Source organism: Halomonas sp. PBN3 (genome assembly GCF_000475415.1).
GTDB lineage: Bacteria > Pseudomonadota > Gammaproteobacteria > Pseudomonadales > Halomonadaceae > Halomonas > Halomonas shengliensis.
On the sequence record NZ_AXCA01000163.1, the window covers coordinates 50,202 to 71,590 of the forward strand.

18 protein-coding genes are annotated in these 21,389 nt (G+C 72.1%); 5 read left to right on the forward strand and 13 right to left on the reverse strand.

Annotated features, from left to right (window positions below; all coding sequences use genetic code 11):
- Positions 1-4: 4 nt before the first annotated feature.
- A complete protein-coding gene (locus Q673_RS28960; RefSeq protein WP_023006225.1) occupies positions 5-868 on the reverse strand; it encodes a putative selenate ABC transporter substrate-binding protein in 864 nt (287 codons plus the stop codon).
- Between the two features lie 252 nt (positions 869-1,120).
- Between Q673_RS28960 and Q673_RS28965 the strand changes: the two genes are divergently transcribed.
- Positions 1,121-2,719, forward strand: coding sequence for a solute:sodium symporter family transporter (locus Q673_RS28965; protein WP_023006226.1), 1,599 nt, complete (start codon positions 1,121-1,123; stop codon positions 2,717-2,719).
- Between the two features lie 121 nt (positions 2,720-2,840).
- Here Q673_RS28965 and Q673_RS28970 read toward each other — a convergent pair whose 3' ends face one another.
- Positions 2,841-3,701, reverse strand: a complete 861-nt coding sequence (locus Q673_RS28970) for a MurR/RpiR family transcriptional regulator (RefSeq protein ID WP_023006227.1) — start codon at positions 3,699-3,701, stop codon at positions 2,841-2,843.
- Between the two features lie 200 nt (positions 3,702-3,901).
- Here Q673_RS28970 and zwf point away from each other — a divergent pair, with 200 nt between their 5' ends.
- Genes zwf through Q673_RS28985 form a run of 3 tightly spaced genes read left to right on the forward strand, consistent with a single transcriptional unit; the run spans position 3,902 to position 6,746 of the window.
- Positions 3,902-5,395, forward strand: a complete 1,494-nt coding sequence (zwf, locus tag Q673_RS28975) for a glucose-6-phosphate dehydrogenase (RefSeq protein ID WP_023006228.1) — start codon at positions 3,902-3,904, stop codon at positions 5,393-5,395.
- 1 nt (position 5,396) lies between these two features.
- A complete protein-coding gene (pgl, locus tag Q673_RS28980) occupies positions 5,397-6,065 on the forward strand; it encodes a 6-phosphogluconolactonase (protein ID WP_023006229.1) in 669 nt (222 codons plus the stop codon).
- Positions 6,066-6,083: 18 nt separating this feature from the next.
- Entirely contained in the window at positions 6,084-6,746 is a 663-nt protein-coding gene (locus tag Q673_RS28985) for a bifunctional 4-hydroxy-2-oxoglutarate aldolase/2-dehydro-3-deoxy-phosphogluconate aldolase (RefSeq protein ID WP_023006230.1), read from the forward strand.
- 98 nt (positions 6,747-6,844) lie between these two features.
- Here Q673_RS28985 and Q673_RS28990 read toward each other — a convergent pair whose 3' ends face one another.
- The 8 genes from Q673_RS28990 to ptsP all read right to left on the reverse strand — a co-directional run bounded on the left by Q673_RS28990 (position 6,845) and on the right by ptsP (position 17,253).
- Positions 6,845-7,729: an SMP-30/gluconolactonase/LRE family protein gene (locus Q673_RS28990; protein WP_023006231.1), complete on the reverse strand. Its 885-nt coding sequence runs from the start codon at positions 7,727-7,729 to the stop codon at positions 6,845-6,847.
- Positions 7,726-8,337 (reverse strand): 2-dehydro-3-deoxy-6-phosphogalactonate aldolase, encoded by a 612-nt coding sequence (locus Q673_RS28995; RefSeq protein WP_023006232.1) that lies wholly within the window; start codon positions 8,335-8,337, stop codon positions 7,726-7,728. Before Q673_RS28995 ends, Q673_RS28990 begins: the two co-directional genes overlap by 4 nt.
- Positions 8,338-8,359: 22 nt before the next feature.
- The gene (locus Q673_RS29000) at positions 8,360-9,352 is read right to left on the reverse strand and encodes a 2-dehydro-3-deoxygalactonokinase (RefSeq protein WP_023006233.1); all 993 of its coding nucleotides are present in this window, start codon (positions 9,350-9,352) and stop codon (positions 8,360-8,362) included.
- Positions 9,349-10,104: an SDR family NAD(P)-dependent oxidoreductase gene (locus Q673_RS29005; protein WP_023006234.1), complete on the reverse strand. Its 756-nt coding sequence runs from the start codon at positions 10,102-10,104 to the stop codon at positions 9,349-9,351. The genes Q673_RS29000 and Q673_RS29005 overlap by 4 nt, the downstream gene beginning before the upstream one ends.
- Before the next feature lie 159 nt (positions 10,105-10,263).
- On the reverse strand, positions 10,264-11,412 hold the full coding sequence (gene dgoD / locus Q673_RS29010) for a galactonate dehydratase (RefSeq protein WP_023006235.1): 1,149 nt from the start codon (positions 11,410-11,412) through the stop codon (positions 10,264-10,266).
- 182 nt (positions 11,413-11,594) lie between these two features.
- On the reverse strand, positions 11,595-13,385 hold the full coding sequence (locus Q673_RS29015) for a PTS fructose-like transporter subunit IIB (protein ID WP_023006236.1): 1,791 nt from the start codon (positions 13,383-13,385) through the stop codon (positions 11,595-11,597).
- Entirely contained in the window at positions 13,382-14,356 is a 975-nt protein-coding gene (pfkB, locus tag Q673_RS29020) for a 1-phosphofructokinase (protein ID WP_023006237.1), read from the reverse strand. Before pfkB ends, Q673_RS29015 begins: the two co-directional genes overlap by 4 nt.
- Positions 14,356-17,253 (reverse strand): phosphoenolpyruvate--protein phosphotransferase, encoded by a 2,898-nt coding sequence (ptsP, locus tag Q673_RS29025; protein ID WP_023006238.1) that lies wholly within the window; start codon positions 17,251-17,253, stop codon positions 14,356-14,358. The genes pfkB and ptsP overlap by 1 nt, the downstream gene beginning before the upstream one ends.
- A gap of 165 nt (positions 17,254-17,418) precedes the next feature.
- On the opposite strand from ptsP, the gene cra reads away from it, so the two are divergent.
- Positions 17,419-18,420, forward strand: coding sequence for a catabolite repressor/activator (gene cra / locus Q673_RS29030; RefSeq protein ID WP_023006239.1), 1,002 nt, complete (start codon positions 17,419-17,421; stop codon positions 18,418-18,420).
- Positions 18,421-18,436: 16 nt separating this feature from the next.
- Here cra and Q673_RS29035 read toward each other — a convergent pair whose 3' ends face one another.
- The 3 genes from Q673_RS29035 to Q673_RS29045 form a co-directional block, all read right to left on the reverse strand.
- Entirely contained in the window at positions 18,437-19,426 is a 990-nt protein-coding gene (locus tag Q673_RS29035) for a Gfo/Idh/MocA family protein (RefSeq protein WP_023006240.1), read from the reverse strand.
- Between the two features lie 74 nt (positions 19,427-19,500).
- Positions 19,501-20,472 (reverse strand): carbohydrate kinase family protein, encoded by a 972-nt coding sequence (locus Q673_RS29040; RefSeq protein ID WP_031218256.1) that lies wholly within the window; start codon positions 20,470-20,472, stop codon positions 19,501-19,503.
- Between the two features lie 32 nt (positions 20,473-20,504).
- Positions 20,505-21,386, reverse strand: coding sequence for a D-hexose-6-phosphate mutarotase (locus tag Q673_RS29045; RefSeq protein ID WP_031218257.1), 882 nt, complete (start codon positions 21,384-21,386; stop codon positions 20,505-20,507).
- Between the last annotated feature and the right edge of the window lie 3 nt (positions 21,387-21,389).

Here is a 21,389-nt window from a genome sequence, read left to right on the forward strand (position 1 = left end):
GGGGTCAGCGCAGCAGCCCGAGGGCTTCCGCGACCTCCTCGATGGGCGCGTAGAGGGCGTTGTCGGCGGGGATGAAGCCCTCGCGGGGGAAGGCGCCCAGCAGCTCGGGGTCCTCCATCTCTAGGAAGGCGGCCTGGACCTCGTCGCCGAAGCCCTCGCCGAAGCGCTCATCGGCGTCGCCGCGGATGGTCCAGTTGTAGTCGGGATACTCGGGGGTGGCCCAGATCACCGAGACCTTGTCGGTATCCACGCGGTCGTCGGCCACCGCGGCGTCCCACACGGTGTAGTTCACTGCCCCCAGGTCCCAGGTGCCGGCCTCCACCAGGGCGATGGTGCGCGAGTGGTCGCCGGAGTAGCCGACCCGGGAGAACAGCGCCTCGGGGTCGGCGTCGTCGAAGCGCTGGCGCAGGAAGTGCTCCGGCATCAGCCGCCCGGAGGTGGAGGTGCGGGCACCGAAGGTGAGGCTCATGCCCTCGATCGCCTCGGGCAACGCATCGGTCCGCTCGAGCCCGGTGGACTCGTGGGCGATGAAGTAGCTCTGGAAGCGGGCGTCCTCGCTGCCCTGGGCGATGGCCCGCGAGCCCGGCACCAGGCGCCGGGCCTGGACGCCGGAGAGGCCACCGAACCAGGCCAGCTGCACCTGGTCGTTGCGGAAGGCGGTCACGGCGGCGCCGTAGGACTTCACCGGCACGTACTCCACCTCGACGCCCAGGCGCTCCTCCAGGTAGTCGGCCACCTTGGCGAAGCGCTCCACCAGGCGCGCCTGGTCCTCGTCGGGAATGGCGGTGAAGCGGAAGGTCTCGGCCGCCGCACCCTGGGCGGCGAGCAGCGGCAGGGCGAGGGCGGCGAGGAGGGCGATCCGGCGCATGGTGTGGCTCCTGGAAGAAGTGAGGTGGCTATTGTTCCCCTCTGGGCCGGGCCTGGCAAGGGCAGGCCCGGCCGACGGCAGAGCGGCGGGTGTTGGTTCGTAAACTTATCAAAAGTAACGGCGAAAATTCGACCAAGGTCGGGTATTGCACGCGATTCAGGCGGCTAGAATGTCGTTATCATTTCAATGTCAGACATGGCCGGTCGTGCGCCGCCCGGCCGGCCCGCCCAAACCGACTCGAAGGAGTCTCCCATGCATGCCCTCACCCTGGCGTCCTTCCTGTTCTTCACGGGACTGGTCGCCTTCATCACCTGGCGCATCACGCGCCGCGACGATCACTCGAGCACCAGCGGCTACTTCCTGGCCGGGCGCACCCTGACCTTCCCGCTGATCGCCGGGTCGCTGCTGATGACCAACCTCTCCACCGAGCAGATGGTGGGCCTCAACGGCGCCGCCTTCGCCGATGGCCTCTCGGTGATGGCCTGGGAGGTGGTGGCGGTGATCGCCCTGGTGGCGCTGGCGCTGTTCTTCCTGCCACGCTTCCTGAGAAGCGGCATCGCCACCCTGCCGCAGCTGCTGGAGATCCGCTTCGACCGCGGCACCCAGCTGATCACCAACGTGATCTTCCTGATCGCCTACGCGGTGATCCTGCTGCCGATCATCCTCTACTCCGGCGCCATGGGGCTGCAGGGGATGCTCGACCTGCAGGGGCTGACCGGCATCCAGTCGCCCACCGTGCTGCTGTGGCTCACGGTCTGGGTGGTGGGCATCATCGGCGCCATCTATGCGCTGTTCGGCGGCCTGCGTACCGTCGCCGTCTCCGACACCCTGAACGGCGTGGGGTTGCTGGTGGGCGGCTTCCTCATCGTTTACTTCGGCCTGCAGGCGGTCAGCGACGGCGGCGGGGTGCTGGAGGGCTGGAGCCTCCTCAAGGAGAGCCACCCGGAGAAGCTCAACTCCATCGGTGGCGCCGAGCAGCAGGTGCCCTTCTTCACCCTGTTCACCGGGGTCTTCCTGATCAACGTCTTCTACTGGACCACCAACCAGCAGATTATCCAGCGTACCTTCGCCGCCAAGAACCTGGCGGAAGGGCAGAAGGGGGTGCTGCTTACCGGCTTCTTCAAGCTGCTCGGGCCGCTCTATCTGGTGCTGCCGGGGATCATCGCCTACCACCTCTATGCCGACCAGGGCGTGCGCGCCGACGAGGCCTACGGCCAGCTGGTGTTCAACGTGCTGCCGCCCTACCTCACCGGCTTCTTCGCCGCGGTGATGGTGGGCGCCATCCTGTCGTCGTTCAACTCGGCACTCAACAGCACCACCACCATCTTCAGCCTCGGCATCTACAAGGGTGTGCTCAACAAGAACGCCAGCGAGGCGCAGGTGGTGAGGTCGGGCAAGGTGTTCGGCTGGATCATGGCCGCCGTCACCATGGTCATCGCGCCGCTGCTGGCCGGCCAGGAGAGCCTGTTCGGCTACCTGCAGAAGATGAACGCCATCTACTTCATTCCGATCCTGGCGGTGGTGGTGGTGGGCCTGCTGAGCCGGCGGGTGCCGCCCATGGCGGCCAAGATCGCCCTGGTGGGTGGCTGTCTGCTGATCGCCGCCGGCTACTTCGTGCCGCCCTTCAACAAGCTGCCGGTGATCATGCACGAGTTCCACTTCGTGGCGCTGGTGTTCGTGCTGCTGGTGGCGATGATGCTGCTGATCGGCAGGCTGCGCCCGCGCGAGACCCCCTGGGTCCACGAGGACGTCCAGGCGGTGGACCTCACCCCCTGGAAGGGCGCCGTGCCGGTGGGTATCGTGCTGGTGCTGCTGGTGGTGATCATCTACGCCGCCTTTGCCGGCGTCTGAGGCCGGCCACCGCCCCGACACGACACCGCCCCGCCGGGTGCCCGGCGGGGCGGTGGCATAAAGGCTGTCGCAGGAAGCATCGCTCAAGGCTTTCCCGGCGCCTTTCGCTATCGCGACATGACTAACGTGAGCCGCTGGGGTAGCGCGTCTCCTTGAGGCTGTCCTTGATCTTCTTGAGGTGGTCGAGGAAGTCCTCGCCGCGGCGCAGGGTCACGCCGGTGGCCAGCACGTCGATCAGCGCCAGCTGGATCATCCGCGAGGTCATCGGCATGAAGTGGTCGGTGTCCTCGTGGGTGGCGACCTCCAGGGTCTCGCTGCACTCCCGGGCCAGCGGCGAGTCCGGGGCGGTGATGCCCAGCACCACGGCGCCGCTCTCCCGGGCCAGCCGGGCGATGTCCACCAGCTCGCGGGTGCGCCCGGTCCACGAGATGATCACCACCACGTCGCCGGTGCGGCAGGTGGAGGCCACCATGCGCTGCATCAGCACGTCGACGTAGGCGGTCACCGGCAGGTTGAAGCGGAAGAACTTGTGCTGGGCATCCTGGGCCACGGCGCCGGAGGCGCCCAGGCCGAAGAAGTGGATCTGCTTGGCCTGGATCAGGTAGTCCACCACCCGCTCGATGCGTTTGGGGTCGGTCTGGCGGCGGGCCTCGTCCAGCGCGGCGATGGTGGCGCCGAAGATCTTCTGGGTATAGTCGGCGGCATCGTCGTCGGGCTCCACCGCCTGGCTGACGTAGGGGGTGCCGCCGGCCAGGCTCTGGGCCAGCTTGATCTTGAAGTCGGGGTAGCCCTTGGCCTCGAAGCTGCGACAGAAGCGGTTGACGGTGGGCTCGCTCACCGAGGCGGCCTGTGCCAGGGTGGCGATGCTCATGCCGGTGGCGGCGGCCGGATCGGCCAGGATGACGTCGGCGACCTTGCGCTCCGAGCGGTTGAGGTCGTTCAGGCGCTGGCGGATGCGGTCGAGCAGGTCGTGACGGGCCATGATGAGGGGATGATCTCCGGGGCGTTGACGAGGGATGTGGTGATTTAACTACATGGTGGCGGCTATCCTAGCCCGGCCGGGGAAGCCAGGCCAGCGTGGCGCCGAGCGCGGGCCATTATTTTGGTAAGTTTACCCAAATAACTTGCGATATCAGGCGAAGGTCAGTATTTTTTTGGTAAGTTAACAATATGGGGGCGCAGATGAGCCAAAGCAACCGCACCGGCCAGACCGCCGGCACCGAGATCGACCTGGCGCTGTTCGGGGCGCTCGGCGACCTGGCCCAGCGCAAGCTGTTCCCGGCGCTCTTCCACCTGGAGCGCGAGGGGCTCCTCGACCCCGCGACCCGCCTGCTCGGCCTGGCGCGCCAGGAGCTTGACGTCGACGCCTTCCGGGCTCGCATCGAGAAGGCGCTCAAGACCTACGTCAAGGCCGAGGAGCTCGAGCGCGAGGCGCTGGCGCGCTTCCTCGCCCGCCTCGACTTCCTGACCCTCGACTTCACGACGCCCGAGGGTTACGCCGCCATCCGCGAGTGGCGCCAGGACGCCGGCCGCCCCATGGTGGTCTACCTCTCGGTGGCGGCGAAGATCTACGGCGACATCTGTCGCCACCTCGAGGCCGGCGGCTGCCTGGACGACGAGAGCCGGGTGGTGGTGGAGAAGCCGATCGGTTACGACCTGGCGTCCTCGGCCGAGATCAACGACGCCATCGGCGCCGTCTTCCCCGAGTCGCGGGTCTATCGCATCGACCACTACCTGGGCAAGGAGACGGTGCAGAACCTGATCGCGCTGCGCTTCGCCAACCCCCTGTTCGGCACCCAGTGGAACCAGAACCACATCTCCCATGTGGAGATCACCGTGGCCGAGAAGGTTGGCATCGAGGGGCGCTGGGGCTACTTCGACGACGCCGGTCAGCTGCGCGACATGGTGCAGAACCACCTGCTGCAGCTGGTCTGCCTGATCGCCATGGACCCGCCCGCCAACCTTGACGCCGACGCCATCCGCGACGAGAAGGTCAAGGTGCTCAAGGCGCTCAAGCCCTTCACCGACGACATGCTGGGACGCGACGTGGTGCGCGGCCAGTACACCGCGGGCACCATCGACGGCAAGTCGGTGCCGGGCTACCTGGAGGAGGAGGGCGCCAACACCGAGAGCCACACCGAGTCCTTCGTGGCCATGAAGACCGGCGTGGCCAACTGGCGCTGGGCCGGGGTGCCCTTCTACCTGCGCACCGGCAAGCGCATGCCGGAGAAGCTCTCGCAGATCGTCATCCACTTCCGCCAGCAGCCCCACTACATCTTCGACCCGGACCAGCGCGACCTGGCCGCCAACAAGCTGGTGATCCGCCTGCAGCCGGAGGAGGGCATCGCCCTGGAGGTGCTGACCAAGGACAGCGGCCTGGACAAGGGCATGCGCCTGCGCCGTGGCCCGCTGCACCTGGACTTCAACAGCGCCTTCCCCAAGACGCGAATTCCGGATGCCTACGAGCGCCTGCTGCTGGAGGTGATGAAGGGGCAGCAGTACCTCTTCGTGCGCCGCGACGAGGTGGAGCACGCCTGGCAGTGGTGCGATAACCTGATCGCCGCCTGGAAGGATCGCGACGAGCCGCCTCGCCGCTATCCCGCCGGCTCCTGGGGCCCGGTCGCCTCCATCGCCATGATCACCCAGGACGGCCGCAGCTGGTACGAGGACTACTGAGATGAGCGACGATTCCCGCAAGCGCCTGGCCGCCCAGCTGGCCGAGGCGGTGGCCGAGGCGCTGCGCGCCGACCTGGCGCGTCACGACCAAGCCCTGCTGGTGCTCTCCGGGGGCTCCACCCCGGTGCCCTTCTTCGCGGCCCTGGCGGCCTGCGAGCTGCCCTGGGCGCGGGTCCAGGTGACGCTCGCCGACGAGCGCTGGGTGGCCGAGGACGCCGCCGACAGCAACGCCCGCCTGGTGCACGAGCACCTGCTCAAGGGCCCTGCCGCCGCCGCCACCTTCGTGCCGCTGACCACCGCCGACCCCACCCCCGAGCAGGGCGCGGCCGCCGTGGCCGAGCGCCTCGCGGCTTTGGCCTGGCCGGCCAGCGCGGTGATCCTGGGCATGGGCGGCGACGGCCACACCGCCTCGCTGTTCCCCGACAGCCGCGAGCTCGCCCTGGCGCTGACCACCGAGGCCGCGGCGGTGGCGGTGCGCACGCCGAGCCAGCCCCAGCCGCGCATCACCCTTTCCGCCGAGCGCCTGCACCAGGCGCGGCGGCACTTCCTTCACATCACCGGCGGCGACAAGCGCGCCGTGCTGGCCCGGGCGCTGGCCGGGGACGACGTCCGCGAGCTGCCGATCCGAGCCTTCCTCGCCTGCCCGCTGGCCACCTACTGGGCCCCCTGAACACCTGGAGACGACGACATGAGCATCGACAAGCAGCTGCCCTCGACCCGCACCACCGAGCTGGACAGCATCTGCCTCAAGGCGGAGGTGATCCCGGTGCTGGCCATCCAGCGCGTCGAGGACGCGGTGCCCCTGGCCACCGCCCTGGTCGAGGGTGGCCTCAGTGTGCTGGAGGTGACCCTGCGCACCGACTGCGCCCTGGAGGCGATCCGCCGCATCAAGGAGGCGCTGCCCCAGGCCAGCATCGGGGTGGGCACCGTGCTGACGCCGGCCCAGTACCGCCAGGCCGAGCAGGCCGGCGCCGACTTCGTGGTTACCCCCGGCACCACCGAGGCGCTGTTCCGCTACGGCGTGGGTAGCCCGGTGCCCATGCTGCCCGGGGTGGCCACCGTCTCCGAGCTGATGACCGGCTGGCAGTACGGCTATCGCCGCTTCAAGTTCTTCCCCGCCGAGGCCAGCGGTGGCGTCAAGGCGCTCAAGGCGTTCGCCGGCCCGTTGCCGGAGGCGCGCTTCTGCCCCACCGGCGGCATCAACCTGGACAACGCCGAGGACTACCTGGCGCTCAAGAACGTGATGTGCGTGGGTGGCTCCTGGCTGACCCCGACGTCGCTGGTCGAGGCGGAGGACTGGAACGGCATCCGCCAGCTGGCCCGCGAGGTGGCCGAGCGCTACCACCACTGAGCGTCGTGTTTCCCGTGTGCTCTCTCGACAGCCAGTCGCTGTCGTCTTTCACCCGGCCCTCGCGGCCGGGTTTTTTTTGGGGCCGTGTCGGCGGACGCCTATGCCAGCCGCAGCGGTGGCTCGGCGAGGCCGGTCACGCCCGTCTCGGCGACGAACAGCGCGCCGGCCAGGGGCTCGGCGGCCAGCGCCTCGGCGGAGAGCCCCTCCCGGGCGGTGGTGATATAGAGGCGTTCGAGGTCGGCCCCGGCGAAGGCGGGGCAGGAGGGCTGTGAAACCGGCAGCCTGACCTCGGCGACCACGCGGCCGTCGTGGTCCAGGCGCACCACCCGACCGGCGCCCCACAGGGCGAGCCAGAGGTGGCCCTCGGCATCCACCACGGCGCCGTCGGGGTTGCCGGGGGTGGCCGAGAAGTCGGCCCAGGGCACCGGGTCGCCCACCGGCCAGCCGTTGCGGTCCAGCGCCCAGCGCATCACCACCCCGGTCGGGGTGTCGGTGAACCAGGCGAACTCGCCTCCCGGCGAGAAGCAGATCGCGTTGGGGATGGTGAGCCCGCTGCGCAGCCTCACCAGCTCGCCGCGGTGCAGGCGGTAGAGGCGGCCGGCGCCGGGCTCGGCGCCCTTGCCCATGCTGGAGAGCCACAGGCTGCCGTGGCGGTCGACCCGGGCGTCGTTGCCGCGCGTGCGCGGGTTGTCGGCCTCGAAGTCGCAGAGGGGGAGCTCGAGCCCGCCCGCCGGATCGAGACGGCTCAGGCGATCCTCGCCTACCAGCAGCAGGCCGCCATCCTCGCAGGGAGCGGCCAGGGAGACCATGCGGTCGAGCTCGTGGTGCCCGGTGGCGCCGGAGGCGACCTCCCGCCAGTGCAGCCGGCGGCCGAGGATGTCGCACCAGGTGAGGCGCCCGCTGGCGGCGTGCCACTGGGGGCCTTCGCCCAGCGTGCAGCGGCTCTCCACGGCGAGTTCGGCCGGGACGCTTACCAGGCTCATGCCTCGCCTCCCGCGGCGCGCCAGGCCGCCACCAGTGCCCGGGCCTGTTCGGCCACCTGCGCCGGCGTCTGGCCGGGCCGGTAGAGGGCGCCACCGAGGCCCGCGCCATCCACCCCGGCGGCGCGCCAGTCGGCGAAGTTCGCCTCGCCGATGCCGCCCACCGCGTAGAGCCGGGTGCCCGCCGGCAACACGGCGCGCACCGCCTGCATCCCGGCGAGCCCCACCTGCACGGCGGGGAAGAGCTTGAGGCCGCTGGCGCCGGCGTCCAGGGCATCGAAGGCCTCGGAGGGGGTGACCACCCCCGGCCAGCTCTCCATGCCCAGGCGCCTGGTCGCCTCGATCACCGCCGGGCGGCAGTTGGGCGAGACGACCAGGCGCCCGCCGGCGGCGTGGACCTCGCGCACCTGGTCGGGGGTCAGCACGGTGCCGGCGCCGACCCGGGCGTGTTCGCCCAGGGCGTCGGACAGGCGGCGGATGCTCTCCAGTGGCTCGGGGGAGTTGAGCGGCACCTCCAGGGTGGTGATGCCGGCGGCGAGTACCGCCTCGCCCACCGCCACCGCCTCCTCGGGGGTGACGCCGCGCAGGATGCCGATCAGGGGCAGGGTCATGGCAAGGTCTCCAGCATGGGAATCAGGCACCCTCGGCGGGGCCGAGGGCATCGTGGGCCAGGCGCAGGCCGGCAAGCACGGCGGCCTCGCCGTCCAGGCAGCGGCTGTCGCGGCCCAGGGCGTCCAGCGCCAGGGCGTAGCGTGCACAGAGCGATGCGCCGCCGATCAGGGTGACCGGGCCGGCCGCGGCGCCGTCCTCGGCGTCGAGGATGCCGGCGAGCTCCAGCCCGATGGTCAGCCCCGAGAGGCGCGCGGCGAGCCGGCTGGCGCGCGCCGGCCCGCGGGGCAGGCCGGGGTCGAGGAGGTCGGCGGCGCGCAGCCCGAAGAGCTTCGCCGAGTAGGCGGCGGGGACCGAGCGGATCTCGCGCACCGCCGCCACGAAGGCGTCGCGGCAGCTAGGGTCGTCGAGGTCATCGTCGCCCTGCGCCAGGGAGTGCTTGAGCACCGACTGGCGGGCGAGCAGGGCGAAGAGCTCGCCGGTGAGGCAGGTGGTGAAGCGGGTGACCGTGCCGGCCTCGAGCCTTGCCCACTTGGCGTGGGTGCCGGGCAGGCAGGCCAGGCCCGCGACGCCGGGTTCGCGGGCCACCAGCCCAGCCAGCTGGGTCTCCTCGCCGCGCATCACGTCGAAGGCGCGCCCGCCCTCGTCGGCGGTCTGGCAGAGGCCCGGCAGCAGCGCCACCGCGAGCCTGGGGTCGGCCACCGCCGGCGCCACCGCGCCCCGGGCGAGAGCCCCCAGGCGGGTCGGCACCGGCAGGTAGGCGGCCTCGCGCCAGCCCTGGCGGGCGCCGGCCATGCCGCAGATGCGCACCGGCACGCGCCGCGTGGCGGGCAGCCAGTCGCCGATCACACGCAGCAGCTCGGCCTCGTAGTCGTCGGGGGCCAGGGCGAGCATGCCGCGCCCGGAGCCGGCGCGGGCCAGCACCTCGCCCCGGGCGTCCATCGCCCAGGCGCGCAGGTTGCTGGAGCCCCAGTCCACCGCGACCCAGGCCAGCCGGCTCTCGACGGCGGCGCTCATGCGCGCCCCCCGTCGACCACCAGCTCCTGGCCCGTCATCATCCGCGATGCCCGGGAGGCCAGGAACAGGCAGGGGCCGACCAGATCCGCCACCGGGATCGCCTCCTTGAGGCACTGCTGGGCCAGGCACTCGGCGAGGTCGGCGTCGTTGACCCACAGCGCCTTCTGGCGTTCGGTCATCACCCAGCCGGGGATCAGGCTGTTGACGCGGATGGCGTCACCGCCGAGCTCCCGAGCCAGCGCCCTGGTCAGCCCCAGGATGGCCGACTTGGCGGCCACGTAGGTGGGGTAGCCGGAGAGGCCCAGCAAGGCGCTGTTGGAGGAGAGGTTGATGATGGCGCCACCCCCCAGTTCGCGCATGTCCGGGGCGACCGCCTGGGCGGTGAAGAAGTGGGGGCGCAGGTTGGTAGCCAGGCTGTCGTCCCACTCCTCGACGCTCCAGTCGTCCAGGCGGTGGCGGGTGTCCTGGGCGGCGTTGTTGACCAGCACGCCGATGGGCCCATGGGCCTGGCGCGCCCGGTCGATGGCGGCGGTCAGCGCCGTCACGTCGCGCACGTCGCAGGCGATGCCCAGCGGGCGGCTGCCATGGGCCGTCGCCATGGCCTCGCAGAAGGCCTCGGCAGGCTCCAGGTCGACGAAGGCCACCCTCGCCCCCTGGGCCAGGAAGCCCTCCACCAGGGCCGCGCCGATGCCGGAGCCGCCGCCGGTGATGAAGACGCTCTGGCCCTTGAGGTCGTGAAATTCGATATCCATCTTGTCCTCCTCCTTCGAAGCGCTGATACAAATAGGCGAGCGAGATGAAGCGCAAGGCGCACGCAGCGCAGAAACCGGAGCCTATGCGGTACTAGGTGAGGCTTTCGAGCAGCGCGCAACGCAGCGATTCGCTCGCGCAGCCATTTGGGCAGCGTTTCCTCACCACTCGGCGATGGAGCCGTCCTGATGCGTCCACACCGGGTTGCGCCAGCGGTGGCCCACCTTGGCGCGCTCCTCGACGAAGGCCTCGTCGATCTCCACGCCCAGCCCCGGCCCCTGGGGGATGGCGCAGAAGCCGTCCTCGATAGCCAGCGCCGACTTGTCCACCAGGTAGTCCAGCACGTCGTTGTCGCGGTTGTAGTGGATGCCCATGCTCTGCTCCTGGATGAAGGCGTTGTGGCAGACCGCATCCAGCTGCAGCGAGGTGGCCAGGGTCAGCGGGCCGAGCGGGCAGTGCGGTGCGAGCGCCACGTCATGGGCCGAGGCCAGGGCGGCGATCTTCATGCCCTCGCTGATGCCGCCGCAGTGGGAGAGGTCGGGCTGGACGATGTCGATCATGCCGTCGGCCAGCAGGTCGCGGAACGCGAAGCGGGTGTGCAGCCGTTCGCCGGTGGCCAGCGGGTAGCCCAGCCCCCCGGCGATCTGTTTGAGGCAGGGCAGATGCTCGGGGGCCACCGGTTCCTCGACGAACATCGGGTGGAAGGGTTCCAGCTCGCGCAGCAGCGCCTTGGCCATGGGGCGGTGCACCCGGCCGTGGAAGTCGATGCCGATGCCCACGTCCGGCCCCACGGCGTCGCGGGCCTCGGCGACCCGGGCCACCGCCTCGTCCACCTTGCGGTGGCTGTCGACGATCTGCAGCTCCGGGGTGCCGTTCATCTTGAAGGCGGTGAAGCCCTGCTCGACCAGCGCGCGGGCGCCTTCGCCCACGTCGCTGGGCCGGTCGCCCCCGGTCCAGGCGTACATGCGCATGCGGTCGCGCACCCTGCCGCCCAGCAGCTGGTGCACCGGCACCCCCAGGTCGCGCCCCTTGAGGTCCCACAGCGCCTGGTCGATGCCGGCGATGGCGCTCATCAGGATCGGGCCGCCGCGGTAGAAGCCGGCGCGATAGAGGGTGTTCCACAGGTGCTCGATGCGGTGCGGGTCCTGGCCGATCAGGTAGTCGGCAAGCTCGTGGACGGCGGCCTCCACGGTGGCGGCGCGGCCCTCGATGACCGGCTCGCCCCAGCCGTAGCAGCCCTCGTCGGTCTCGATCTTGAGGAACAGCCAGCGCGGCGGCACCTGCCAGGTCTTGAGTCGGGTGATCTTCATGGAGGCTCCTGGTGCGTGTCAGGGAGCGGACGCCTCGCGGGCGGCCGCCTGGGCTGTGTGTCATCCTATGAAATGTCTGACATTTAGGCAAGTGCCCCCTTGGTTGCATTCCTGGTACCGGAACGCGAAGGGGCAGGCCGACCGGCCTGCCCCTGACGTGGACGCCTGGTGTCACCCGCGCCTCAGGCGTTGGCGGTCACCGCCACCGGCGCGGCGCCACGCTTGAGCGCCGCATAGCCCAGGCCGGTGACCAGCGAGCCGGCGACGATGGCCGCCAGGTAGAGCAGCACCGGGGTGATGGCGTTGGGGATCAGCAGCACGAAGATGCCGCCGTGGGGCGCCATCAGCTTGGCGCCCACCAGCATGGAGAGCGCGCCGGTGGTCGCGCCGCCCAGCATGCACACCGGAATCACCCGCAGTGGGTCCTTGGCGGCGAAGGGGATGGCGCCCTCGCTGATGAAGCAGAAGCCCAGCACGAAGGAGGCCTTGCCCGCCTCGCGCTCGGGTTCGGAGAACTTCGACCGGGCCACGAAGCTGGCGATGCCCATGCCGATGGCCGGCACCATGCCGGCGGCCATGATCGCCGCCATGGGGCCGTAGGTCTCCGAGGCCAGCAGGCCGACGCCGAAGGTGTAGGCGGCCTTGTTGACCGGCCCGCCCAGGTCAAAGCACATCATCGAGCCGAGCAGGATGCCCAGCAGCACGGCGTTGGTGGAGCCCATGCTCTCGAGGAAGGCGGTCAGCGCGGCGAGGATGCCGGCCACCGGCTCGCCGACCACGTAGATCATGGTGAGGCCGGTCACCAGGCTGGCCACCAGCGGGATGATCAGGATCGGCTTGAGCGACTCGATGCTGGAGGGCAGTCTGACGTGGGTCGCCACCGCCCTGGCCACGTAGCCCGCCAGGAAGCCGGCGAGGATGCCGCCGATGAAGCCGGCGCCGACCTCCGAGGCCAGCATGCCGCCGATCATGCCCGGGGCGATGCCGGGGCGGTCGGCGATGGAGTAGGCGATGTAGCCGGCGAGTACCGGGATCATCAGGGCGAAGGCGGTGCCGCCGCCGATCTGCATCAGCGCCGCGGGCAGGCTGCCCTCCTGCTGGAAGGCCTCGATGCCGAACACGAAGGAGAGCGCGATCAGCAGGCCCCCGGCCACCACCATGGGCAGCATGAAGGAGACCCCGGTGAGCAGGTGCTTGTAGGCCCCGCGCTCCTTGAGGCTCTTCTTCGCCTCGCCCTGGCCCGAGGCGCCGCCGCCGGCGCTTTCCACCTCGGCGTGCTCGAGGGCCGCCTCGAGGGTCGGCCGCGGCTTCTTCAGGGCATTGCCGGTGGAGGTGCGGTAGACCCGCTTGCCGGCGAAGCGGGTGGGATCCACCTCGATGTCGCAGGCCAGGATCACCAGGTCCGCGGCGGCGATCTCCTCCTCGGTGAGCCGGTCCTGGGCGCCCACCGAACCCTGGGTCTCCACGCGGATCTGGTGGCCCAGCGCCTTGCCGGCCTCGGCAAGCGCCTCGGCGGCCATGAAGGTGTGGGCCACGCCGGTGGGGCAGGCGGTGACGGCGACGATTCTCCGGGCGCCGTCGCGTCGGGCGCCGTCGGGCTGGCTGCCGGACGCAGCGGACGCAGTGGGCGCGGCCTGGGCGGCCGGCGCCGCGTCGCCGGGCTCGAAGGGCGCCGCCTCGCGCTCGGCGCGGGCGAGGAAGGCGTCCGGGTCGGGCAGCGCCTGGTCGATGGCGGCCCGGAACAGCCGCTTGCCGGCGAAGCGCCCGGGGTCCGGGACATGGTCGGCGGCGACGATGACCAGCTCGGCGCCGGCGATCTCCTCGGCGGAGGCGGGCCGCACGGGCTCGAGCTCGCCGTGCATCTCGACGCGGGGCGTCCAGCTCAGGCGCCGGGCGGCCTGCTCCAGGCGACGCGCGGCGAGGAAGGTGGTGGCCATGCCACTGGGGCAGGCGGTGACGAGGATGACGTTCATGCGATGGCTCCCCCCGCATCGACGTCGTTGAGACGACGCACGCGGGTCTGTTGTTGGAGGTGGGGGAAGTCGGTGGCGCGGGGGTCGCCCACGCCGACATGGCGGACGGATTCGGCGGAGAGCGCCGTGGCCAGGCGCAGGGTCTGCTCCGCGGTGTGGCCCTCGACCACGCCGTGGAGCAGGGCGGCGAGCAGGGTGTCGCCGGCGCCCACGGTGCTGGCCACCGCCAGGCGCGGCGGCACCGCCTGCCAGGCGCCGCGGCTGCTTACCCACAGCACCCCGTCGGGCCCGGCGGAGAGCAGCGCCTCCTCCACGCCGGCGGCGTAGAGGCGCAGCGCCGCGCGGATCCGGGCCTCGGGCGAGGTCAGCGCCTGGCCGGCCCACTCGGCCAGCTCCTGCTCGTTGGGCTTGACCCCGGTGGGGCGTGCCGCGATGGCGCGGCCGAGGGCCTCGCCGCTGGTGTCGACCCACACCGGCAGGCCCGCCCCGCGCAGCTGCTCGATCAGCGCGGCGAGGCGTTCCGGGGTGACCCCGGGGGGCAGGCTGCCGGCGATCACCACCGCGGCGGGGCGCCGTTCGGCGTTGGCCAGGCGGGCGGCCAGCCAGTCGAGCAGGCGCTGCCAGGCGTCGTCGCCGATGGCGGCGCCGGGGCCGTTGATGTCGGTGACCCGGCCGTAGGCCTCGGAGAGCTTGGCGTTGATGCGGGTCTCGCCGGGCACGCGCAGGAAGGCGTCCTCCACGCCGAGGGCCTCGAAGGCGCGCAGGAAGGGGCCGTCGTTGTCGGCGCCGAGGAAACCCGACACCGTGACCTGGTGGCCGAGGGCGACCAGCACCCGGGCCACGTTGACCCCCTTGCCGGCCGCCGTGAGGTGGGTCTCGCGGGTGCGGTTGACCGTTCCGGGGACAAGCCGCTCCAGGCTCACCGAGAGGTCCAGCGCCGGATTGAGGGTGAGGGTTAGGAGGCGGGCCATCAGCGCACCTCCAGGGCGTCGCGCACCGCCTCGGCGGTGGGCTGGGCCAGGGCCAGCTCGGCCAGGGCGCGGGCCTCGGCGAGATCGAATTCGGCGAGGCGCGCCTTGACCAGCGGCACCTGACGGGCGCTCACCGAGAGCTCGTCGACGCCGAGGCCCACCAGCACCGGGATCGCCGCGGCGTCGCTGCCGAGCTCGCCGCACACCCCGACCCACTTGCCGTGGGCGTGGGCGGCCGCCACGGTCATCTCGATCAGCCGGAGCACCGCCGGGTGCAGGCCGTCGGACTGGGCGGAGAGCTCGGGGTGGCCGCGGTCGATGGCCAGGGTGTACTGGGTCAGGTCGTTGGTGCCCACCGAGAAGAAGTCCACCTCGGGGGCCAGGCTCGGGGCCAGCAGTGCCGCGGAGGGCACCTCGATCATCACCCCGAGCTGGACGTCGGTGGCGCGCTCGGCCTCGGGCAGCGACTCGAGCAGGCGGTCGAAGAGGGCGCGGGCGGCGCGGAACTCGCCGATGTCCTTGACCATGGGCAGCATGATGCGCAGCGGGCGGGCCTGTTCAGGACCCCCAGCCGCGGGCGCTCCCGCCATCAGCAGGGCCCTGAGCTGGGTCTCCAGCACCCCCGGGCGGGTCAGCGCCAGGCGGATGCCGCGCAGGCCGAGGAAGGGGTTGTCCTCCTTGGGCACCGGCCAGTAGGGCAGCGGCTTGTCGCCGCCCACGTCGAGGGTGCGCGCCACCAGTGGTCGGCCGTCCAGGGCCTCCATGGCCGCGCGGTACTCGGCGACCTGGGTGGCGAGGTCCGGCATGGCGGCGTGGGCCATAAAGATGAACTCGGTGCGCAGCAGCCCGACCCCCTCGGCGCCGCGCTCCACGGCATCCCGGGCGTGGGCGGTGTTGCCCAGGTTGGCCGCCGCCTCGACGCGGTGGCCGTCGCGGGTCGCGGCGAGGCGGTGACGGGCCTCCCAGGCCGCGGCCTCGCGGCGATGCTGCTCGGCCAGGCGCTGCTCGGCGCTCGCCAGGCGCTCCGCGGAGGGGGCGGCGGTGAAGCGGCCGCGCTCGCCGTCGAGGATCAGCCGGGTGTCGTCGGCGAGCGTCATCACCCGCTCGCCGGCCCCCACCACGGCGGGGATGCCCAGCGCCCGGGCCAGGATGGCGCTGTGGGCGGTGGCGCCGCCGCGGGCGGTGAGCAGGCCGCGCACCCGGCTGGTGTCCAGGCGTGCCACGTCGGAGGGGCCCAGGTCGTCGGCCACCAGGATATAGGGCTCGTCCGGCGGCTCGGGCATCTCGACATGGCACAGGATGCCCAGCACCCGCCGGCCGACGTCGCGCAGGTCGGCGGCGCGCTCGGCGAGCAGGCGGTCGGCGAGCATCTCCTGGGCGTGGGCGGCGGTCTCGATGGCATGCCACCAGGCGGCCTCGGCGGAGGCACCCTCGTCGATGCCCTCGCGGGCGGCCTGGTGCAGCTCGGGGTCGCCGAGCATCTCCTCGTGCATGGAGAGGATCTGGGCCACCTCGCCGCCACGCGCCTGCTGCACCAGGGCCTCGAGCTGGGCCTCGCCCTCGCGCAGGGCGGCCTCGAGGCGCGCCTTCTCGGCGGCGCCATCGGCGGCTCGCTCGGGATACGCGAAGCGCGGGGTGCGCAGCACGAAGGCGGGGGCGATGGCCAGGCCCGGCGAGGCGGCCACCGCACTCTGGGGCGCATCCTCGGGCAGCGGCTCGATCACCGCCTCGGGCTCGGGCAGGTGATGCTCGCGGCTCTCGTCGAAGGGTGCCACCGCCTCGCCGAGACCCTCGGTCACCGCGCGGCAGACCGCCGCCAGGGCCCGGGCGGCGCGCTCGTCGTCGACCGCCTCGTCCACCGAGAACTGCAGCCGTTGGCCGCGTCGGGCGCCCAGGTTGATCACCTTGGTGAGGCTGCTGGCCGACACCGCCTGGCCGCCGCCCTCGACCAGGCGCACGCGGATCGCCACCCCCTGTTCCCGGGCCACCTGGACCAGCTGCTTGGCGGGGCGGGCGTGCAGGCCGTGGGCGTTGAGTACCCGCACCTGGCGGGTCGCGCTTCCGGCGCGCTCCCCGGCCAGGCGGGCCAGCACGGTGGCGGCGTCGGCGCCGGCCAGCTCCGCCGCGCCGCCGTTCTCCAGCAGGCTGGCCAGGCGCTCGAGCAGGCAGCGGTGGGCGTCTCCCTGGGCGGCGAGGCAGGCCACCCCGGCGAGCGCCTCGCCGGCCTCGTGGACGCGGCCCTCGGGGGTGGCGAGCGCCAGTGCCGGCTCGCTCACGTCGTGCTGGCTGGCTACCAGCCACAGCCCCTGGCCCAGCGGGCGCGGGGCCTGGTCGGCCACGGCGGTGACGAAGCCATTGCCCACGCTGCCCGCCTGGCGCAGCCGCGCCGCGGCGGCCAGGGCCAGCTCCCGGGCGTCGCGGGCCGGGAAGCCCAGGCACAGGGTGTCGGCGTCCAGGCGCGCCTCCACCACCGCCTTCGACAGCAGTCCGGCGATCTCGGCACGGGAGTCGGCAGCGGCCAGGCGCTCGGCGATGCCTTCGCGATCCAGCACGTGGGTGAGCTGGCGCAGGATGTCGAGATGCTCGTCGCTCTGGGCGGCGATGGTCACCAGCACATGGACGCGCTGGCCATCGTGCCACTCGATGCCGCGCGGGAACTGCAGCACGCGCACGCCGGTGGCGCGCACGTGTTCGCGGCTCTCCGGGGTGCCGTGGGGGATGGCGATGGCGTTGCCGAGGAAGGTGGAGGACTGCGCCTCGCGGGCGAACAGGCCGTCGCGGTAGGCGGCGGCGGTGAGGCCGGCCTGGTGCAGGGCCTCGGCGGCGCGCTCCAGGGCGTCTCGCCACTCATCGGCCTCGCAGCCGAGCAGGATGTCGTCCTGGGATAGGGTCAGCATGGATGGGTCCTCAGGTTCAGTGAATCGTGTCACCATACTGTAAGGCTGGATCGATTCACCCGGGCTGGCAAGCCCGCGGGACTGCGACATTGGTAGGGGTGGTGGTCGCCCCCGCCGCGGGCCGCTTCGCGTAGAATCGTGTCACTTCCACCACGAGGGGACGCCATGACGCTCGCCGAGATCGCCCGCCTGGCCGGTGTCTCGCGCACCACCGCCAGCTATGTTGTCAACGGCAAGGCCGAGGAGAAGCGCATCAGCCCGGAGACCGTGGCGCGGGTGATGGCCGTGGTCGAGAAGCACCGCTACCGGGTGGACGCCCAGGCGGCGGCGCTGCGCCGCGGCTCGAGCCGCACCCTGGGGCTGATCGTGCCCGACCTGGAGAACGTCAGCTATGCGCGCCTGGCCAAGCGCCTGGAGCGCGGCGCCCGGGAGCAGGGTTACCAGCTGCTGATCGTCGGCTCCGATGACCGTCCGGAGACCGAGCGCGACCTGGCCCTGGCGCTGCGCGCCCAGCGCTGCGAGGTGCTGATCACCGCCAGCAGCCTGCCGCCGGACGACCCCTTCTACGCCGAGCTGATGGCCGATGGCCTGCCGGTGATCGCGGTGGACCGCGGCTTCGACCCGGCGCGCTTCGCCTGCGTGGTGAGCAACGACGGCGAGGCCGCCGAGCGCCTGACCCGTTCGGTTCTGGGGGAAGGGGTGGCGAGCATCGCGTGGCTCGATGCCGTGCCGGCGATCTCCATCACCCGCGAGCGCCGCGCCGGCTTCCACCGCGCCCTGGCGGGCAGCGACGCCGCGCCGCTGATGGTCTGCGGTGAGCGCTATGACCGCGACGAGGGCGCGCGGCTGGCCCGCGAGTTGCTCGACGCCCATGGCCTGCCCGACGCCCTGGTGACGGCCTCCTACACCCTGCTCGACGGCGTCTTCGACGTGCTGCTGGAGCAGGGCGGCCTGCCCCCCGCGCTGCGCCTGGCCACCTTCGGCGACAGCCGCCTGCTCGACTTCCTGCCGCTGCCGGTGAACTCCGCCCTGCAGGACTACGACCGCATCGCCGCCGAGGCGCTGCGCGCCGCCCTGGCCGCCGCCCGCGGCGACTACACCCCGGGCGAGACGGTGATCGCCCGCCGCCTGCGCTGGCGGCGGCCGGAGCGGCAGGCGGTGCGGTAGCGGCGGGCAAAAAGGCTCACAGCGTGATGGTGCGCTCTTGGTGCAGCGAGTCGCGGCAGGCGGCCAGCAGGCGGGCCTGGTCGGCGAGTTCGGCAGGGGCGTCCGGGGCGGGTCCCTCGCCGAGGGCCCAGGCGGAGAAGGCCTCGATCTGGGCCGGGTACTGGTCGCCGAAGACCGGCTCGCGGCGGGTGCGGCCGCGCTCGTCGGTGACGATGATCTCGCCCACGCCGCCCTGCTTGTCGGGGCGGAAGGCGGCTGGCAGCAGCAGGCGGCCGTGGCTGCCGATCACCTCGTAGCGGTTGACCATGGCCTGCTCGAAGCTGGCGCCGAACTCGGCCAGGCGGCCGTCGGCGTAGCGCAGCATGCCGCCCACGCTGGTGTCCACGCCCAGCGCCTCGGGCACTCTTCCCACCACGGTCACCGCCGCGGGCATGCCGAGCAGGCGGCGGATGACGTCCAGCGGGTAGCAGCCGACGTCATGCAGGCTGCCGCCCGCCGACGCCGTCGAGAGGCGGATGTCGTCGGCCTCCAGGTCCAGGGGGAAGGAGAAGAGCCCGCGCACCTGGCGCACCTCGCCGATCTCGCCGCTGGCGAGGATCTCCCCGGCGCGGGCATGCTGGGGATGGTGGCGGTACATGTAGCCCTCCATCAGCGCCACCCCGGCCCTGTCGCAGGCGGCCTGCATGGCGCGGGCCTCCTCGGCGTTGAGGGCCGCGGGCTTCTCGCACAGCACATGCTTGCCGTGGCGGGCCGCCTCGCACACCCAGCGGGCGTGGAGGTGGTTGGGCAGCGGCACGTAAACCGCTTCCACGTCGGGATCCTCCAGCAGGTGGCGGAAACCGTCGTGGGCGCGGGGGATGCCATATTCGGCGGCGACGTCGCCTGCCTTGCCGCTCTCGCTGGCGATGGCAGTCAGCCGCGCGTTGGGCGCGTCCTGGATCGCCGGGATCATCGCCTTGCGGGCGATGCCGGCGGTGCTGAGGATGCCCCACTGGAGCTGGCGCATGGTGACTCTCCCGGGTCGTGGTGTGGCGTCTTGGGGGCGAAGCCGGTGGCGGTCCCGGCTCCCTGCATGTCCTGTCAGCGTAGCCTGGCGAGGTCCTCGCGGGTGGGCAGGGCGGCGTAGGCGCCGGGGCGGGTCACGGCGTGGGCGCCGCAGCGGCAGGCGGTCGCCACGGCGCGGGTGAGCAGCGCCTCGTCGCGGTGCCAGGCGCCGTCGCTGCCGTGCCGGCCCAGGTGGTCGGCGAGCTCGGCCAGCAGCCCGCCGATGAAGGCGTCTCCTCCTGCCGTTGTATCCACCGCCTGCACCCTGGGCGGTGCCACCCGGGTGTCGATCTCAGCGCCCATCAGGCGCACCTCGCCGGGCCCGTCGGTGATGACGATGGCCCTGGCGCCGGCGGCCAGGCGCTCGGCGAGCCAGGCCTTCCGGGGATGGTCGCCACGCAGGTAGTCGAGCTCGTCGGTGGAGAGCTTGAGCAGGTCGGCGGCGTCCAGCAGCCGGGTGACCAGGCCGATGTCCGCCTCGCCCTCGGTCCACAGGTTGTGGCGCAGGTTGGCATCGACGCTGACCAGGCTGCCGGTGCGGCGCGCCATCGCCGCCATGGCCAGGGTGGTCTCGGCGATCGCCGGCTCGGTCAGGCTGTTGCTGCACAGATGAAGGATGGCGGGCGCGGCGAAGACCCCGGCGGGCAGGTGCTCCAGGCGGTAGAGCAGGTCGGCGGCGGGCGGCCGGTAGAAGTCGAAGGTGCGCTCGCCGTCGGCGTCCCGTGAGACGAAAGCCAGCGCCGTGCGTGCCTCGCGGGTACGCACCACGCCCGAGGTGTCGACGCCGTGGGCGGCGAGTTCGGCGGCAAGGAAGTCGCCGAAGTGGTCGTCGCCCAGCATGCCCAGGAAGCGGCTCGGCACGCCGAGCCTCGCGCAGGCCACGGCGACGTTGGCGGGTGCGCCGCCGGCATACGGCGTGAAAGTCTCCGGGGCGTCGCCGGCGGCCTCACCGAGCCGGCTGGAGAGCATGTCGACGAGGGCTTCGCCGAAGGCGATGACGGGCAGCATGGTCACGGGTTCTCATGATGAATGGATGTGGCTCAGGCGTCGCCTGCCAAGGAAAGGGTGGTGCCCAGCAGGTGCTGGGCGCCGGGCACCAGCCACACCGGGTCGAGGCGGGTGTTCGCGGCCTCCACGCAGAGGTAGTGGCGACCGGCCTCGGCCGGGGTGTCTTCCGGCAGGGCGGCGTCGGGGTGCCAGACCACCGCGGAGTCGCTGCCCTGGCGGGCGATGCGCAGGCGCCGGTGGCCGTCGTCCAGCGTCAGCTCGGCGTTGGTGTGGTAGATGCGGTCGAGGGCGCCGCGAACCCCGAGCTCGCCCTGCTGCTCGCGCTCGGCGAAGCCGGCCAGCTTGTCCAGGTAGCGGGCGCCGGCCAGCCCCTCGACGCGACAGCCGTGGACCTCGTTCACCGCGAAGTAGGTGTGCAGGGCGCCGGTGATCTTCACCGGGGTCTCGCCGGTGTGCTCGGTGATCAGCTCCACGTGCAGGCGCCGGGCGTTGGCCTGGATCACCGCCCGCGGGGTGAGCTGGCTGTGCAGCGGCGCCTCGGGGGAGAGGTGCAGCTCCACGCCCTCCTCGTGCTCGTCGACGGCGTCCAGCCGCCACGCCGCCTTGCGCGCCGGGCCGTGCAGCGGGCCCGAGCGGTCCGGGCTCTCGTCGGCGGTGTGCTCGTCGGCGAACCAGGGCCAGCACAGCGGTATGCCGCCGCGGATCGCCCCGGGCAGCGCCTGGGGCGTGGGCGTCACCCACAGCCAGCCCTCGTCGTCACCGGAGGGGCGGTAATGAAGCACCTGGGCGCCCTGGAGCGAGACGGCCAGCTCCCCCCAGGCCTCGTTGGCCAGCCACACCTCGCGGCCGGACCACTCGGCGCGGCGCTGGCCGTCGCTCTCGTCGATCAGGGTTCGCAGGCTGTGTGGAATCATCAT

Bases quoted from the DNA above. Each gene is read 5' to 3' on its own strand.
- ptsP (WP_023006238.1), bottom strand. From the start codon at position 17,253: ATGCTGACCCTATCCCAGGACGACATCCTGCTCGGCTGCGAGGCCGAT.
- cra (WP_023006239.1), top strand. From the start codon at position 17,419: ATGACGCTCGCCGAGATCGCCCGCCTGGCCGGTGTCTCGCGCACCACC.
- pfkB (WP_023006237.1), bottom strand. From the start codon at position 14,356: ATGGCCCGCCTCCTAACCCTCACCCTCAATCCGGCGCTGGACCTCTCG.
- Q673_RS28985 (WP_023006230.1), top strand. From the start codon at position 6,084: ATGAGCATCGACAAGCAGCTGCCCTCGACCCGCACCACCGAGCTGGAC.
- Q673_RS28960 (WP_023006225.1), bottom strand. From the start codon at position 868: ATGCGCCGGATCGCCCTCCTCGCCGCCCTCGCCCTGCCGCTGCTCGCC.
- Q673_RS29015 (WP_023006236.1), bottom strand. From the start codon at position 13,385: ATGAACGTCATCCTCGTCACCGCCTGCCCCAGTGGCATGGCCACCACC.
- Q673_RS28990 (WP_023006231.1), bottom strand. From the start codon at position 7,729: ATGAGCCTGGTAAGCGTCCCGGCCGAACTCGCCGTGGAGAGCCGCTGC.
- Q673_RS28965 (WP_023006226.1), top strand. From the start codon at position 1,121: ATGCATGCCCTCACCCTGGCGTCCTTCCTGTTCTTCACGGGACTGGTC.
- zwf (WP_023006228.1), top strand. From the start codon at position 3,902: ATGAGCCAAAGCAACCGCACCGGCCAGACCGCCGGCACCGAGATCGAC.
- Q673_RS28970 (WP_023006227.1), bottom strand. From the start codon at position 3,701: ATGGCCCGTCACGACCTGCTCGACCGCATCCGCCAGCGCCTGAACGAC.
- Q673_RS29045 (WP_031218257.1), bottom strand. From the start codon at position 21,386: ATGATTCCACACAGCCTGCGAACCCTGATCGACGAGAGCGACGGCCAG.
- Q673_RS28995 (WP_023006232.1), bottom strand. From the start codon at position 8,337: ATGACCCTGCCCCTGATCGGCATCCTGCGCGGCGTCACCCCCGAGGAG.
- Q673_RS29035 (WP_023006240.1), bottom strand. From the start codon at position 19,426: ATGCGCCAGCTCCAGTGGGGCATCCTCAGCACCGCCGGCATCGCCCGC.
- Q673_RS29040 (WP_031218256.1), bottom strand. From the start codon at position 20,472: ATGCTGCCCGTCATCGCCTTCGGCGAAGCCCTCGTCGACATGCTCTCC.
- dgoD (WP_023006235.1), bottom strand. From the start codon at position 11,412: ATGAAGATCACCCGACTCAAGACCTGGCAGGTGCCGCCGCGCTGGCTG.
- Q673_RS29000 (WP_023006233.1), bottom strand. From the start codon at position 9,352: ATGAGCGCCGCCGTCGAGAGCCGGCTGGCCTGGGTCGCGGTGGACTGG.
- pgl (WP_023006229.1), top strand. From the start codon at position 5,397: ATGAGCGACGATTCCCGCAAGCGCCTGGCCGCCCAGCTGGCCGAGGCG.
- Q673_RS29005 (WP_023006234.1), bottom strand. From the start codon at position 10,104: ATGGATATCGAATTTCACGACCTCAAGGGCCAGAGCGTCTTCATCACC.